General features: G+C 64.3%; 15 protein-coding genes. 5 read left to right on the forward strand and 10 right to left on the reverse strand.

Annotated elements, in window-relative coordinates:
* Window positions 1–54 precede the first annotated feature (54 nt).
* The 5 genes from DU478_RS03685 to cysQ all read right to left on the reverse strand — a co-directional run bounded on the left by DU478_RS03685 (window position 55) and on the right by cysQ (window position 5,287).
* A complete protein-coding gene (locus DU478_RS03685) occupies window positions 55–1,233 on the reverse strand; it encodes a glycosyltransferase family 4 protein (protein WP_114509582.1) in 1,179 nt (392 codons plus the stop codon).
* Window positions 1,223–2,206 carry a UDP-glucose 4-epimerase GalE gene (galE, locus tag DU478_RS03690; RefSeq protein WP_114509583.1) on the reverse strand — a complete coding sequence of 328 codons (984 nt, stop codon included), beginning with the start codon at window positions 2,204–2,206 and terminating at the stop codon, window positions 1,223–1,225. Before galE ends, DU478_RS03685 begins: the two co-directional genes overlap by 11 nt.
* A 6-nt stretch (window positions 2,207–2,212) precedes the next feature.
* Window positions 2,213–3,106, reverse strand: a complete 894-nt coding sequence (gene galU, locus DU478_RS03695) for a UTP--glucose-1-phosphate uridylyltransferase GalU (protein WP_114509584.1) — start codon at window positions 3,104–3,106, stop codon at window positions 2,213–2,215.
* A 149-nt stretch (window positions 3,107–3,255) separates the two neighbouring features.
* Entirely contained in the window at window positions 3,256–4,485 is a 1,230-nt protein-coding gene (locus DU478_RS03700; RefSeq protein WP_114509585.1) for a glycosyltransferase family 2 protein, read from the reverse strand.
* Window positions 4,486–4,489: 4 nt separating this feature from the next.
* Complete coding sequence (cysQ, locus tag DU478_RS03705) at window positions 4,490–5,287, reverse strand: 3'(2'),5'-bisphosphate nucleotidase CysQ (protein ID WP_114509586.1); 798 nt, start codon at window positions 5,285–5,287, stop codon at window positions 4,490–4,492.
* 126 nt (window positions 5,288–5,413) lie between these two features.
* Between cysQ and DU478_RS03710 the strand changes: the two genes are divergently transcribed.
* Window positions 5,414–6,244 (forward strand): ABC transporter permease, encoded by an 831-nt coding sequence (locus DU478_RS03710; protein ID WP_114509587.1) that lies wholly within the window; start codon window positions 5,414–5,416, stop codon window positions 6,242–6,244.
* Window positions 6,241–6,840, forward strand: a complete 600-nt coding sequence (locus tag DU478_RS03715) for a COG3650 family protein (RefSeq protein ID WP_114509588.1) — start codon at window positions 6,241–6,243, stop codon at window positions 6,838–6,840. Before DU478_RS03710 ends, DU478_RS03715 begins: the two co-directional genes overlap by 4 nt.
* A 20-nt stretch (window positions 6,841–6,860) precedes the next feature.
* Here DU478_RS03715 and DU478_RS03720 read toward each other — a convergent pair whose 3' ends face one another.
* On the reverse strand, window positions 6,861–7,466 hold the full coding sequence (locus DU478_RS03720) for an alpha-ketoglutarate-dependent dioxygenase AlkB family protein (RefSeq protein ID WP_114509589.1): 606 nt from the start codon (window positions 7,464–7,466) through the stop codon (window positions 6,861–6,863).
* A 221-nt stretch (window positions 7,467–7,687) separates the two neighbouring features.
* Here DU478_RS03720 and dnaK point away from each other — a divergent pair, with 221 nt between their 5' ends.
* Window positions 7,688–9,601 (forward strand): molecular chaperone DnaK, encoded by a 1,914-nt coding sequence (gene dnaK / locus DU478_RS03725; RefSeq protein WP_114509590.1) that lies wholly within the window; start codon window positions 7,688–7,690, stop codon window positions 9,599–9,601.
* 79 nt (window positions 9,602–9,680) lie between these two features.
* Entirely contained in the window at window positions 9,681–10,838 is a 1,158-nt protein-coding gene (dnaJ, locus tag DU478_RS03730; RefSeq protein ID WP_114509591.1) for a molecular chaperone DnaJ, read from the forward strand.
* A gap of 140 nt (window positions 10,839–10,978) precedes the next feature.
* Here dnaJ and DU478_RS03735 read toward each other — a convergent pair whose 3' ends face one another.
* Both DU478_RS03735 and DU478_RS03740 read right to left on the reverse strand, forming a co-directional pair.
* Window positions 10,979–11,347: a histidine triad nucleotide-binding protein gene (locus DU478_RS03735; protein ID WP_114509592.1), complete on the reverse strand. Its 369-nt coding sequence runs from the start codon at window positions 11,345–11,347 to the stop codon at window positions 10,979–10,981.
* Window positions 11,348–11,360: 13 nt separating this feature from the next.
* Complete coding sequence (locus DU478_RS03740) at window positions 11,361–12,938, reverse strand: DUF5928 domain-containing protein (protein ID WP_114509593.1); 1,578 nt, start codon at window positions 12,936–12,938, stop codon at window positions 11,361–11,363.
* Between the two features lie 141 nt (window positions 12,939–13,079).
* Between DU478_RS03740 and DU478_RS03745 the strand changes: the two genes are divergently transcribed.
* Window positions 13,080–13,898 (forward strand): sulfotransferase family protein, encoded by an 819-nt coding sequence (locus DU478_RS03745; protein ID WP_114509594.1) that lies wholly within the window; start codon window positions 13,080–13,082, stop codon window positions 13,896–13,898.
* 109 nt (window positions 13,899–14,007) lie between these two features.
* On the opposite strand, the gene DU478_RS03750 is transcribed toward DU478_RS03745, so the two are convergent.
* Window positions 14,008–14,802 carry a TIM barrel protein gene (locus DU478_RS03750; RefSeq protein ID WP_114509595.1) on the reverse strand — a complete coding sequence of 265 codons (795 nt, stop codon included), beginning with the start codon at window positions 14,800–14,802 and terminating at the stop codon, window positions 14,008–14,010.
* Between the two features lie 3 nt (window positions 14,803–14,805).
* On the reverse strand, window positions 14,806–15,396 hold the full coding sequence (locus DU478_RS03755; protein WP_114509596.1) for a DUF1285 domain-containing protein: 591 nt from the start codon (window positions 15,394–15,396) through the stop codon (window positions 14,806–14,808).
* Between the last annotated feature and the right edge of the window lie 46 nt (window positions 15,397–15,442).

Below are 15,442 nucleotides of genomic sequence, written 5' to 3' on the forward strand. Positions count from 1 at the left end.
CCCAAACTCGTCTACCTCGTACCGGCCGGCGTCCCGGCCCCAGTTTCCGCCCTATCAGATCGAGCTTAACACCGTCTTGAAATGCGCCGCCCAGCCGGGCGGGGAAAATGCCGGTGCCCGTCGCTGCCCGGCCGCGTGATCCCGGGCCATCTGATTGATTTTGTTGATCCAGAGATACCGATCCGAGACGCTTGCGTAAATGGGAATGTCGCCCAGCACCTCCCGATAGATCGGCAGCGTGTTGCACAGGACAGGGGTTCCCAGCGCCGCGGCCTCGACCGGGGGCAGGCCGTAGCCTTCGTAGAAGCTCGGGAAAAGGAAGCCGGCCGCGTCGCGGATCAGGCCGAACACAGCCGCATCGTCCATCCCCGGCAGTTCGTGCACCCGGTCGGGGGCCGCGTCGAGCCGGGCAAAGACCTCAGCGTTCTGCCAGCCGCGCGATCCGCAGATCAGCAGGTGCGCGTCGTCGATCTCGGGCCAGATGTCCAGCAGCAGCGCGTGGTTCTTTCGCGGCTCGATGGTGCCCAGCGTCACGAAATAAGGCGCGCCGGACCAAGCACCCTGCGGCGGCGTTCCGGCCTCCGGTACCGATACCCCCAGATGCGCCACCACCGTGCGCGGGCGGTGCGGCGCGGCCAGGCGCAGCACGTCCGCCTCGGTCGCCTTGGAATTGCACAGGATGACATCGGCGCGCGCTGCGGCGGTGTCGAGGAATGTCCGGGCGCGGGTCACCGATTGCGGGGTCTGCACCTCGGGATGGTCGATGGGGATCGTGTCGTGGATCATCACCGTCGAAACGGCGCCGCAGCGGTCCAGAGCGGTCCAGAAGCCGCGTGCGGGCCGGGTGTTGCCGACGTTGAAATACTGCACCCCGCGCGGCAGATGCCGCCGCAACATGCGCCTCAACCCGGCATGGGTGCAGCGATCCAGCGCGATGCGCCTCATGTCGGATTCCGCCCGCGCCCGCAGCGGCGCATCGCGGCGGCGCAGCCGCGACAGCAGGTCCCGGCGTCCCCAGTCCTGCGCCGCGATCCGGCGCGCCAGGTCGCGGCAGCCGTCGCCGTCCAGAAGCAGGTACCCGAGGTTCGTGCGCAGCAGTCCGAACAGCGGCCCGAACTCCGGCAGATGTGTCAGGTAGGCGTGTTCGACCCGGTCCACCCCGGTAAAGGCCTGTCCCGTGCGGCTGACCAGCCGGGTCAGGTCCAGGAGTTTTACCGGTCCGTCATCGCTCATAATGCCCGGTCCGCTGCCAGCGCCACGCATCCGCGATCATCTGGTCGAGAGTCGAGCGTTGCGGCTGCCAGCCCAGCTCTGCCTCGGCGCGGGTGGAGCCCGACACCAGCTTGGTCGCGTCGCCCGCGCGGCGCGGGCCTTCGGTGATCGGCACTTCGGTATTGGTGACGGCACGCGACGCGTCGACCACCTCGCGCACGGAAAAGCCGCGGCCGGTGCCAAGGTTGAAGACCCGGCTGCCGCGCTTGTCCTGCAGCCATTTGAGCCCCAGCACATGCGCGTCGACCAGATCGCAGACATGCACGTAATCGCGGATACAGGTGCCGTCGGGCGTGTCGTAATCGGTGCCGTGCAGGGTCAGCGCCGGACGCTTGCCGGCGATGGCGTCCAGCATCAGCGGCACAAGGTGCGTTTCGGGCTGGTGAAACTCGCCGACCTCCGCTTCCGGATCGGCACCGGCGACGTTGAAATAGCGGAAGATCACATACTTCAGCCCGAAGGCGTAGTCGAAATCCCGCAGGATATCCTCGATCGCACGCTTGGACGCGCCATAGGCGTTCAGCGGCTGCTGCGGGCTGTCCTCGTCCAGAACAACGTTGTCCTGTTCGCCGTAGGTGGCGCAGGTCGAGCTGAAGACGAAATCCAGGCACCCGGCCTCCACCGCCGCTTCGATCAAGGTGAGCGACCCGGTGACGTTGTTGCGCCAGTAAAGCCCCGGCTTGGTCATCGCTTCGCCCACCTGGCTCAGCGCGGCGAAGTGCATGACGGCCACTGGTTGCCAACGGCCGAAAACGGCGTCGAGCCGCGCGCGATCCAGCAGATCGCCCTGTTCGAACGGACCGAACTTGACCGCATCCTGCCAGCCCGTCGACAGATTGTCGTAAACAACCGGGGTGAACCCGGCCTGCGCCAGTGCCTTGCAGGCGTGCGAGCCGATGTAGCCCGCGCCGCCGGTCACAAGGACATGGCTCACGCCCCGTTACTCCGCCGCTTTGTCGAGCGCCACGATCTCGTGGATATAGCGCCGAAGATCATCCTTCAGGTCGTCGCGCGCCAGGCCGAAGGCGACTGTCGCCTGGAGGAACCCGGCCTTGGACCCGCAATCGAAGCGCTGGCCGCCGAAGCGCAGGCCATAGACGCCGTCATTGCCGCCGATCTCTTGCGCGATGGCGTCTGTCAGCTGGATTTCTCCGCCCGCGCCGGATTTCATCTTGTTGAGATTCTTCAGGATTTGCGGCGTCAGGATGTACCGCCCGATCACCGCGAGGTTCGACGGCGCCGTGCCCTTCTTGGGCTTTTCGACCATGCCCTTGACTTCGACCAGATTGCCGTTGTCTTCCTGCACATCGAGGATGCCGTATTTCTCGGCCATGTCCGCGGGCACTTCCATCGCCGCGACCATGTTGCCGCCGGTTTCCTCGTAGGCTTCGACCATCTGCTGCAGGCAGGGCTTCTCGGCCGCGATCACGTCGTCGGGCAGCATGACCGCGAAAGGTTCGTTGCCGACCAGACGCCGCGCGCACCAGACCGCGTGGCCCAGACCCAGCGCCTTGTGCTGGCGGATGTAGGCGATCTCGCCCGAATCCATGTTGGTAGATTTGAGGATCTCCAGAAGCTCGGTCTTCTCGGCCTTGCGCAGTTCTTGTTCCAGTTGCGGCGCATGGTCGAAATAATCTTCGAGCGCGCCCTTGCCGCGCGAGGTGACGAAGATGAACTCCCGAATGCCGGCGGCGCGCGCTTCGTCGATGGCGTATTGCACCAGCGGGCGGTCGACCAGCGTCATGATCTCTTTCGGCACCGATTTGGTCGCGGGCAAGAAGCGCGTCCCCAGCCCGGCCACCGGAAAGATCGCCTTGGTCACCTTGTTTCGCATTTACCCGCTCCTTGGTTTCAATCGCTTACGCGGCAGCCTCTCGCCGCCTTTGCCGCATGTCATACCGCAACGCGGCATCACACGGCCATAGGCAAGTTTTATCATACGCCGGCAAACGCGCGAAACCGGCGGGTCGTTGCAATTTCCGGTCAGAAACGCCGTAATTCAGCGAAAAGCGCCTTTTCCTGGGCAACCCTGCCCGCCAGAGTGCGCGCCTGGACCAGTGGCTCCGCCCGATCGCTGCGCCCGAACTGGCCGCCAGTCTGTTCCCAGAAACCGTCTGGGTGAAACCGCATCCGGTGATACAGCGCCGTCGGCGAAAAGCGGAAGACCGTCACGATCTGACCGGCCGCGACCGCGCTTCGCGCCTGCTTTTGCAGGATCGCGCGCTGCCAGCTGCGGCCCGAAAGCGCCAGATGCGCCGCGCCGGGGCGGGCGGGAAAGTCGAGAAACGGCCCGGAGGGCTCCGGCAGGGGGGCGGGCGCAGACAAGGCACGCCCCTGCCCGTCCTTCCAGCCGCGCCGCAATCCAAGCAACAGGCGCGCCACATCGCCGGCACCCAGAGGCCCGCGCTGCATCCAGGCCAGCAGCCGCGCGCGCTGCGCCCTGCGAAAGGCGTTCCAGGCAGGACCCCGTGCCGCTTCGTCGCAATGCTTGCGCAGGAACACTGCCAGCGACGCCCCGATCTCCGTCAGGTCGCGCGGGCTGCGGTCACGGTTGCGACGTGCGCTGGGGGCATAGCCATGGTGCACCTGCGCCATCGGCACCAGGACCGTACCATAGCCGGCGCGGTGCAGCCGCATGTTGAGATCGGTCTCGTCCAGGTAGAAACGGAAGGCCGGATCGAAGCCGCCAAGCTCTGCAAGCACCTGCCGGCGCACCGCCATGTTGGTGCCCTCGGTCTTGACCGCGTGGCCCGCCGGCACGTCGGGTTCGAACGGCTCCGTCCCCGGCTCGGACAGGGGATGGGCGGTGCCGGTCGCGTCGACACTGCGCGCCCGCCACTGAAAACCGATGCCGTTGCGGCCGCGCACAAAGCCGCCGGTGGCCGCGATCCCGGGGTCGTCGAAGGGGGCCGTCAGGTGGCGCAGCCAGGACGGTTCGGCCACCGCATCGTCGTCGATGAAGGCGACGATATCCCCGGCCGCCGCCACGATGCCCGCGTTGCGCGCGGCCGAGATGTTGGCCGCGTCGAAGGGGATGCACTTGATGCGTGCCGAATCGTCGCGGGCATCCACCGCGGCGGCCCCGCGCGGACAGGTGACGGCGATCACCTCGATGCGCGGATGATCGAGTTGCGAGAGGCCCGTCAGGCAAAGGTCGAGCGCGTCGGGCCGGCCGCGGCTGACGACAACGACGCTGACGCTTGGCCCGGCCACCGGGTCAGCCGTCCTTGAGCGTGATCCCGGGGGCGTAGGCGATGAAGAAGGGATTGGCGTAATTGAGCTTGCCATAGGCCAGCGGCGTGTGATCGTCGAAGCGCACGACGCGCCCGCCCGCCCCGGCCAGAACCGCATGTCCCGCCGCCGTGTCCCATTCCATCGTGCGCCCGAGGCGGGGATACAGATCGGCCTCTCCGGTCGCCACAAGACAGAACTTGAGCGACGACCCGGCGCTGGTCATGTCCTTGACCTCGTATTTCGCGATGTAGTCGTCGGTCGCCTGGTCGCGGTGGGATTTCGACGCCACCACCATCAGCGCGCTGTTGTTCGGGGTCGACACGCGGATCGGCCGCGTTTCTCCGGGCGTTTCGGGATCGAATTCCCCGGTTTCCTCGACCGACTTTCCGACGCTGTCGGTGTAGAACATGCGTTTCTTGGCCGGTGCGTAGACCACGCCGCGCACCGGGCAGCCATCTTCGACCAGCGCGATGTTCACGGTGAAATCGCCGCGGCGGTTGATGAATTCCTTGGTCCCGTCCAGCGGATCGACGATCAGGAAGGTGGTGGCATCCACCCTGTGGCTCGCCGCCTGTTCCTCGGTCACCAGCGCGACGTCGGGAAAGGCGGCGCGCAGCCCGTCCGAGATCAGCTCGTCCGCGGCCTTGTCGGCGGCGGTCACCGGGCTGTCGTCGGCCTTGACCTCAACGTCCATCTGGTCGGCGTCGTAGATCTCCATGATCTTGACACCGGCCTCGATCGCCAGGCGGCGCATTTCTCGGGTCAGGGTTTCGTAATTCATCGGGCCATCCTTCCGCCGCGGCTGCTCGGATTCATTGATTTAAAACACTCCGCCCCTTATGCTGCGGCAAAAGCGGATGGGCAAGGCACGCTTGCCGCAACAAGCCGCGCAGTCGGAGCAGGCCACATGTTTCAGCAATCCGCCCCCAAGACGCGGCTGGGATCGGCGATCTACATCGCCGAGCTTGTCTATCACAACTCGGTCCGGGCGGTGCGAAAGACCCACGGCAATGCCGTGATGTCGATCCTGATGAACATGCTGCAGACGGCGATCTTCGTGCTGGCGTTCTACTTCATGTTCATGATCCTCGGGCTGCGCGGCACGGCCCTGCGCGGCGATTTCATGATCTACATCATGACCGGCATCTTCCTGTACATGACGCATTCCAAGACCCTGGGCGCCGTCGCCGGGTCCGAGGGACCCGCCAGCCCGATGATGCAGCACGCGCCGATGAACACCGCCATCGCCATCCTTTCGGCGATGCTGTCGACGCTCTACATCCAGATGCTGTCGCTCTTCGTGATCCTGTTCATCTACGACGTGGCCTTCAATCCCTTCGTGCTCGAGGAAATCCACGATCCCATCGGCTGCATCGCGATGATCCTGCTGGCGTGGTTCTCGGGCGCGGCCATCGGCATGGTGCTGCTGGCCGCGAAACCGTGGTTCCCGACGCCGGTGTCGATCATCTCGACCGTCTATCAGCGCGCCAACATGATCGCGTCGGGCAAGATGTTCGTCGCCAACACGCTGCCACCCGCGATGCTGGCGATGTTCGACTGGAACCCACTGTTCCATGCCATCGACCAGTCGCGCGGCTATGCCTTCATCGACTACAACCCGCGCAATTCCAGCTGGGAATACGCGCTCTATTTCTCGCTCGTCTTCCTGATGATCGGGTTGATGGGCGAATTCTACACCCGCAAACACGCATCCGCCTCCTGGAGCGCCCGCCGATGATCCGCTTCGCCCTCGCCCTGTGTGTCGCCTGCCTCGCCGCCCTGCCCGCCCTAGCGCAGGACATCCGCTATCCGGCGCTCTTCGACGTCGCCGGCGTGGCGGCGAACGACGTGCTCAACATCCGCGCGGAACCCGACAGCGGGGCCGAAATCCTGGGCTCCTTCGCCCCGAAGGAAACCGGGATCGAGGTTCTGAGCCTCAACGACACCGGGCGCTGGGGCCTCGTGAACGTCGACGAACGCTCGGGCTGGGTGTCCATGGCGTTCCTGCGGCCGCAATTCCCCGGCACCGGCGCGCTGCCGCAGACCTTCGTCTGTTTCGGGACCGAACCGTTCTGGCGGCTGGACGCGACGCAGAACGGCACCAGCGCCTTCGGCGAGGTCACCGATCCCCCGACCGAGTTCGCCACCGGTCCCGTCATCGACGCCCGGGGCCGCACCGATGTCATGGCGCTGACCGCCGACGGATTGGTCGTCGTCCTGCGCCGCAACCTGTGCAGCGACGGCATGTCCGACCGCGCCTACGGCCTGTCGTCCGACATCGTCGTGAACGGCGAGGCGGTCTATTCCGGCTGCTGTACGGTGTCGCAGAAATAGCGACCCGGCGCCGCGCCCGTTCAGGTCACCACCCTCAGGGTCAGGTTGATCCGCCCACCGTTGGGCAGCAGCGTCGAGGACCCGAACCTGATCCGGTCCACGCCGTGATGGCGCAGCCGCGCATCGCCGCCCATCACCACCACGTCGCCCGATCCCAGCCAGACCGATTCAGTTTTGCCGCCGCGCTCCGCGTTGCCCATGCGGAAGAGCCCGTCGTCGCCAAGGCTCACCGACACCACCGGCTGGCTGAAATCGGCCTCGTCGCGGTCCTGGTGCAGGCCCATGCGCGCGCCCTCTCCGTACCAGTTGATCAGGCAGCATTCGGGCTGGCGCGGCGTCCCGGCGACCGCATCCCAGATCGCCAGCACCGACGTCGGGATCGGCGGCCAGGGCACGCCCTGCGGATGCGTTTCGGCATAGCGATACCCCTTGCGGTCGGTGATCCATCCGAAACGCCCCGCTGCGGACATGCGCACCGACATCGGCCGCCCGCGCGGCGTCACCGGCTGCACCAGCGGCGCCGCGGCCAGGACGGCGCGCAGATCGGCCACCAGCGCCTCTTGCGCCGCGCGGTCGAGGAAGCCCTGGTGAATCTCGAAACCCCGGAGTCGCAAAATCGTCGCCATGGCGGAGATATCCCGCAAAGCCCTGCGCAAATGCAAAGAAAAAGCCGCCAATTCGCGGATTCGGCCAGTTCGGGCCGCTTGCAGCACCCTGACCCCCTCCTTATATACCCTGCGAAGCGCGGGCCGGGTCCGTCTCGGCAGCGCGGAACCATCGGGGCAAGGATGCCGTAACGGGTCCGCGTTCCGCTCATCGCCTTGAATGACTAGAAGGGATCGAAAACATGGCCAAAGTGATTGGTATCGACCTCGGCACCACCAACAGCTGCATCGCCATCATGGATGGCTCCCAGCCGCGTGTGATCGAGAACTCCGAAGGGGCGCGCACGACGCCCTCCATCGTCGCCTTTACTGACGACGAACGCCTCGTGGGCCAGCCGGCGAAACGCCAGGCGGTCACAAACCCCGAAAATACCATCTTCGGCGTCAAGCGCCTGATCGGCCGTCGCAACGACGACAGCGATCTGGCCAAGGACCGCAAGAACATGCCGTTCGAGGTGATCGACGGCGGCAACGGCGACGCATGGGTGCGCGCCAAGGGTGACAAGTACAGCCCCTCCCAGATTTCCGCCTTCATCCTGCAAAAGATGAAGGAAACCGCCGAGAGCTATCTTGGCGAAGAGGTGACGCAGGCCGTCATCACCGTGCCCGCCTATTTCAACGATGCCCAGCGCCAGGCAACCAAGGACGCCGGCAAGATCGCGGGCCTCGAAGTGCTGCGCATCATCAACGAGCCGACCGCGGCGGCGCTGGCGTACGGTCTCGACAAGAAGGAAGCGCGCACGATCGCGGTTTATGACCTTGGCGGCGGCACCTTCGACGTGACCATCCTCGAGATCGACGACGGCCTGTTCGAAGTGAAGTCGACCAACGGCGACACCTTCCTGGGTGGCGAAGATTTCGACATGCGGATCGTCAACTACCTGGCCGACGAGTTCAAAAAAGAGAACCAGGTCGACCTGACCAAGGACAAGATGGCGCTGCAGCGTCTCAAGGAAGCCGCCGAGAAGGCCAAGATCGAGCTGTCCTCCGCATCGCAGACCGAGATCAACCAGCCGTTCATCTCCATGGGCTCCAATGGCCAGCCGCTGCACATGGTCATGAAGCTGACCCGCGCCAAGCTGGAATCGCTGGTGGGTGATCTCATCAAGGGGTCGATCAAGCCCTGCCAGGCGGCTCTCAAGGACGCGGGCCTGTCGACCTCGGACATCGACGAGGTGGTTCTGGTCGGCGGTATGACCCGGATGCCGAAAGTCATCGAAGAGGTGACCAAGTTCTTCGGGAAAGAGCCGCACAAGGGTGTGAACCCGGACGAGGTGGTGGCGATGGGCGCGGCCATCCAGGCCGGCGTTCTGCAGGGCGACGTCAAGGATGTCGTGCTTCTCGACGTGACCCCGCTGAGCCTGGGGATCGAAACGCTGGGCGGTGTCTTCACCCGCCTCATCGACCGCAACACCACGATCCCGACGAAGAAGAGCCAGATCTTCTCGACCGCCGAGGACAACCAGAACGCGGTGACCATCCGGGTCTTCCAGGGTGAGCGCGAGATGGCGTCCGACAACAAGATGCTCGGCCAGTTCAACCTCGAGCAGATCCCGCCGGCACCGCGCGGCATGCCGCAGATCGAGGTGACCTTCGACATCGACGCCAACGGTATCGTCTCCGTGTCGGCCAAGGACAAGGGCACGAACAAGGAGCAGAAGATCACCATCCAGGCATCGGGCGGCCTGTCCGACGATGACATCGAAAAGATGGTCAAGGACGCCGAAGCCAATGCCGAAGGCGACAAGAAGCGCCGCGAGCTGGTCGAGGCCCGCAACCAGGCCGAAAGCCTCATCCATTCGACCGAGAAGTCGATGGAAGAGCATTCGGACAAGGTTGACCCGACCACGATCGAGGCGATCGAACTGGCCATCGCTGCGCTCAAGGACGATCTGGAGAACGACGATCCGGACAAGATCAAGTCGGGCATCCAGAACGTGACCGAAGCCGCGATGAAGCTGGGTGAGGCCATCTACAAGGCCCAGGCCGACGAGGGCGACGACGCCCCCAAGGCCGCGGACGAAGGCGGGGCCCGGGGCGACGACGACATCGTCGATGCCGATTTCGAAGACCTCGACGACAGCAAGCGGGCCTGACGCCGCGCCTCGGAACCAATCAGGGGCCGGTCCGGACACCGGGCCGGCCCCTCGACGTTTCGTGCCAAAGGAGGGCTAGATGTCCAAACGCGATTATTACGATGTGCTCGGCCTGAAAAAAGGCGCATCGCCCGACGAGATCAAGAAGGCCTATCGCACCAAGGCCAAGGAACTGCACCCGGACCGGAACGCCGACAATCCTCAGGCGGAGAACCAGTTCAAGGAAGCCAACGAAGCCTACGAGGTCCTGAAGGACGCCGACAAGAAGGCCGCCTATGACCGCTATGGCCACGCCGCGTTCGAAGGCGGCATGGGCGGCGGCGGCGGTCCGCGCGGCGGCGGTTTCCCCGGCGGCGGACAGGGCGACTTTGCCTCGGCCTTTTCGGATGTGTTCGACGATCTCTTCGGCGATTTCATGGGCGGCGGACGCGGCGGCGGACGCCAGCGCGCGGCGCGCGGCGCCGACTTGCGCTACAACCTGCGCGTCACGCTCGAGGATGCCTATAACGGGCTGCAGAAATCGATCACCGTTCCGACCTCGGTGCAATGCGGATCCTGCAACGGCTCGGGCGCCGAAGGCGGTGCCGAGCCCACCACCTGCCCGACCTGTTCGGGCATGGGCAAGGTGCGCGCGACGCAAGGGTTCTTCACGGTGGAACGGACCTGTCCGACCTGTTCGGGTCTGGGCCAAATCATCAAGAATCCGTGCAACAGCTGCGGCGGCGCGGGCCGGGTGCAGAAGGAACGCGCCCTGTCAGTGAACATCCCCGCAGGCGTCGAAACCGGCACGCGCATCCGTCTTGCCGGCGAAGGCGAGGCCGGTATGCGCGGCGGCCCTCCGGGCGACCTCTACATCTTCATCGAGGTCAAGCCGCACGACCTGTTCGAACGCGAAGGCAACGCGCTGCACTGCCGGGTGCCGGTCTCCATGGCTTCGGCGGCCTTGGGCGGCGATATCGAGGTGCCGACCATCGACGGCGGCCGCAGCCGGGTGAAAATTCCGGCCGGTAGCCAGTCGGGCCGCCAGATGCGCCTGCGTGGCAAGGGCATGCCGGCCCTGCGCGGTGGTGCGGCGGGCGACATGTTTATCGAACTGGCGGTGGAAACCCCGGTGAACCTCACATCGCGGCAAAAGGAACTGCTGCGCGAATTCGAGGATCTCTCCGAGGACAACAACCCGGAATCGAAAAGCTTCTTCTCGTCAGTGAAAAGCTTCTGGGATTCGATGAAGGGCTGACGCGCCCCGTTATCCTGGACGACAAACGCCGCGTCGGCCCCACCGGCGCGGCGTTTTTTTCGTCACGTCACGTCGGCCACAGGCGTGGCGGGCCGCGCCCGCCGAATCCAGCGTGCGCGCAGGGCGCGCACTCCGCCGGATCACGCCTTGGCCAGCATCCGGCCCAGCGGACGGCCAGACAGGATGTGCACATGCAGATGCGGCACCTCCTGCACCCCATGCTCCCCGGCGTTCGAAATCATCCGGAACCCGTCCGTCGCCACGCCCTCCAGTTCGCAAACCTTGCCGATGGCGCGGGTGTAATCGACGATCTCGGCATCCGTCGCCTCCTGCGCAAAATGGTCGTAGCAGACGTACGGCCCCTTGGGGATCACCAGAACATGGCTGGGCGCCTGAGGATAAAGATCGCGGAACGCCAGCGTGTGTTCGGTCTCCAGCACCGTGGTGTTGGGAATCTCCCCGCGCAGGATCTTGGCAAAGATGTTCTGGTCGTCATAGGCATAGGCCATCGTCGCGGGCTCCTCAGTCAGCGAAAAGATAGTCGGTCATGGCGATCTCCATCGCCCGGTCCTGCGGGATCGTCAGGAAGTCTGCGATCAGACGCGCATTGGTTTCCGGCGGGTCGATCTCGCGCATCCGGGCATGGTTCTGGAACCCGGCATCGCGGATGCGGTCGGATTCGTGGGTCATGTCGTGGCGGATCGTCGGCAGCAGCCGGGCCAGCGTCTCGCGCGGGGTGCGGTCGCCCGCCAGCCCCACCCGCATGGCATGGCCGATCAGATAGTCGTCGCTGAACTGGCATTCGACTTCCAGAAGCCGCGTCACCGACCGGTCGCCGCAGAAATCCTCCAGCAGGTCGAGGTTCGCCGGGTCCATGCAGACGATCAGCCGGTCGGTTTCGTAGTAATCGAACAGCATCCGCATCAGCGCTCGCCGGTGCCGATGCCGCTTGCCCAGCGTCGACTGGATGCCGCCCAGGTCGGGCAGCGCCGTGCTCTCTTCGTTGAAGAGATATTCGATGGCGGGCACGTTGGTCACCTGACGGATGCGCTCAAGCAGGCGTTTGGCCACATGCCATTTCTTGCAGACCACGATCAGCAATTCGCGTTCGCGCCCCAGAGAGCTTTCGGTTTCCCAGAACCGCGAGGCAAAACGCCGCCCGATCCGGCCCTTGCTGGTCAGGAACTTGTAGAGCGACCGGCCCTCGTTCGAGATCTGGAACCGCGTGCCTTCAGAGGAATAGAGCACCCCGAGACGGCGCTTGAGCTCCGTCGCCTCGGGGCTGATCTTGCGGGCGAACAGGAAATCCTGGCTCAGCAGCAGGTCGTAGTGATCGTTGTAGAAGGTCACCGGCATGCCGTAGTCGGAAAACATCAGAAACGTCAGCGTCCGGCTGTCGATCTCGTTCTCGGGCACGAGGTGGCGCACGAGGGTCTGGAAAAACGTCTCGTCCGGGATCCAGGTGGTTCTGAAGAACCGCATGACATCCGGCCGGTCGCGGCAGAAGTCGAGGATCCATTCCACAGTGCGTCGGCGCAGACACCACCATTGGCTGCCGATCTGGAGTTGCAGATCGTCCGGGATCGCCCGCGTCAGTCCCAGCTGTTTCTGCAATGCGAAGGCGGCGTAGAACCGGCGTTTCTGGGTGCGTTCGTTGAACCAGTGCCGGTAGATCAGCCGCTCTTCCTTCCAGCCGGTCTTGATCCAGTCCGACGCGAAATAGTCGAAGCTTTCGATATAGTCGACCTCGCGCCGGTCGAGGAATTCATGCGCGTATTGCGCAGACTTGATCGCCATGCAGTCGCCCGACAGCATGTAGAAATGCGTGGCGCGGGGAAAAGCCTCCACCGCCGCCTCGGTGGCCAGCAGCGTCGCCTGCACCAGGCTCCATTCGCCCCAGCCGCATTTGATCCGTTTCTTCGCGAAGGTGACGTTCGGATTGGCATCGAGCGCCTTGCGGATGCGCGCGAAATCAACGGCCTTCGCGCGGGCATCGAAATGGATCGAAATGTAATCGCCCACGGCCGTCAGGCTCTGCGCCTGCTTGATGATGGCGTCAGGATCCTTGTGGCACAGCAGAATAAACGCAATTTTCGCCATATCCGAAACAGTCTGCCTTATTCTTGCCCGATTGTTTATGTTGATACGGGTGAACAGGCGTTGAACAAACCCGGTTTGTTTGCTTTTTTGGCGCTATAAGCCGCCCGTGACAAGTGCGGCACGGATTTCGGAGGCAGGAGCATGGGGTTTCCAGGGACTTGGATGACCGAGAGCGAGAGCGTGGTGTATCGGGTCGTGCCGAAATGCGCCTGCTCCACCATCGGTCAGATCATGTTTTATTCGGACCATGGAAAGTTCTTCGACGGCGACATTCACGACGCCGAGAAGGGGCTGCACAAATGGGCCCGCGAGGACAGCCAGAAGCTGATCAACGCCAACGTCAAGACCCACACGTCCTATGCCTTTACCTGCGTGCGCAATCCGTACACGCGCATCCTGTCGTCCTTCTTCGACAAGATCTGCGGCATCCAGCGTAACGGCAAACGCTACCGCGGAAACCTCGTACCGCTGTTGATCCAGAAATACGGGATCGAGGTCGGCGGCGACGACGGCAAGGAAGAGTTCGACCAGATCCGCAGCTTCCGCCGGTTCCTGCTCTTCGTGCGCGACACCATCCGCTGGCGCCGCCCGATGGAGCCGGACATCCACTGGTCGGCGATGTCGGGCCATGTCAGCACCTTCATCGTCAACGGCGGCCGCTACAACAAGATCTTCTGGACCGAGGCCTTCAACGACGGGATGCAAGATGTGCTGAGCGCCATCGACACCCCGCACAAGGTCGACCTGGGCAGCATCCCGCGTTTCAACGAATCGGAAGGCCACGGACCCAAGCGGGCGCATCCGGTAGAAGATTATTTCGACGACATGGCCATGCACCTGATCTACGAGATCTACCGCCGCGATTTCGACCTGTTCAAATACGACTTCGAAAATCCGGCCAACAAGATGCCGATCGGCGAGATCGACCTGGACGAGGTTCATGCCAAGTTGGGCGACTGACCGCGCCGAAAATGTTTCGCATCAATTCGGACTCACTTTACTCTGCCTGAAGCCAAGGATTTCAAAGCGTTGAGTGACGCTTTCCGTTTCGGGTCACACGCAAAACGCTCTAGTTCAACTGGTTGCCGTATTCCTCGAACGCGTCCTGCACCCCTTTGATCCAGTCCGGGGGGTCATCCGGCCATGGCGTGAATTCGGCACTGATGGTGCCGTTGTAGCCGCTTTGCAGGATGTCGCGCAGCAGTGCCGCCTCTTCGGCGCGCGCCATGTTCGGGGCGCCGCGTTTTTCCAGCCCGGCGATCTGCACATGGGTAGCGCGGTGGCCGTAATCCGCCCAGACCTGCCGTGCGTTGCCGTGGATGCGGCTGGCGTGCCAGGCGTCGAACTGCAAACCGACGTTGCTGCGATCCACGGCATCGAGGATTCGCGCCGCCAGCGCGAAATCGCCCAGAAAATAGCCGGGCATGTCGCCGGGATTGAGCGGTTCGATGGTCAGCCGCCGGTCCGGAGTCCAGTCGGCCGCCAAGCGCAGATTTTTCACGAAAGTGTCAAAGGCCGCGGGGTCGGTCGTCCGCCCGGCCATCACGTGGATGCACCCTACCCCGAGATGCCGGGCATAGGTTCGCGCGATGGCGAATTGCGTCATGAACCGCGCCGTCGCGCCGGGGACCGCCGCGCAGCCCCGCGCGCCTCTCTCCCACTGGTTCTCCGCGGTGTTGACCAGAACCATCTCGGACCCGCTGGCGGTCAGCGCGCGGTCCCATGCCGCCAGCGAATGGTCGTAGGGAAACAGACATTCCACCGCATCAAAGCCGGAATCCCGCGCCAGGGACGGGCGGACCAGCAGCGGCGCATCCCACGTCAGCGTGGTGATGTTGGCAACAAGTCGCGGCGTTTTTGGCATGGCTCACCCTGGAAGATCGTCCGAGGGTATCATGGGAAAGAACTGCCCGCCCGACCAAAGACCGAACCAGCGCTTTCCATCGACCTCGTGGTGCGCGCCCAGCTCCACCAGCCGGTAAAAGCTCTTGCGGTCGATCAACGCCTCGAGATTGGCCCGGATCAGCACGTAGGGCGACGGCTCTCCGGTCTCGGCGTCGCGGACCACGCGGATCGGATGGTCCGGCCCGGCGGCGGCGGAATCGCCGACATGAGTGTGAAAGGTCAGGAGCTGGTCTTTTCCATCTCCCTCGGCCTCGAAATCGGTGGCGACGAACGGCGCGTCATCCACGGTGATTCCGACCTTTTCCACCGGCGTCACGAGGAAATATTTGTCGCCGTCCTTGCGCAGGATGGTCGAGAAGAGCTTGACCAGCTCGAATCTGCCGATCGGCGTTCCAAGATAGAACCAGGTGCCGTCGCGGGCGATCCGCATGTCCAGATCGCCGCAGAACGGCGGATTCCATTTGTGCACAGGCGGAAGGCCTTTCGCCTTGGCGCTGCGCACCGACGCCGCGATCCCCTCTGCCGAGGGTGTCACAACATTTTGTGTGCTCATTGCTTTTGCCATTTCTCTGCTGCGCGATACACTCTCTCCTATTCGA

This window comes from Thalassococcus profundi (assembly GCF_003344785.1).
Taxonomy (GTDB): Bacteria; Pseudomonadota; Alphaproteobacteria; order Rhodobacterales; family Rhodobacteraceae; genus Puniceibacterium; species Puniceibacterium profundi.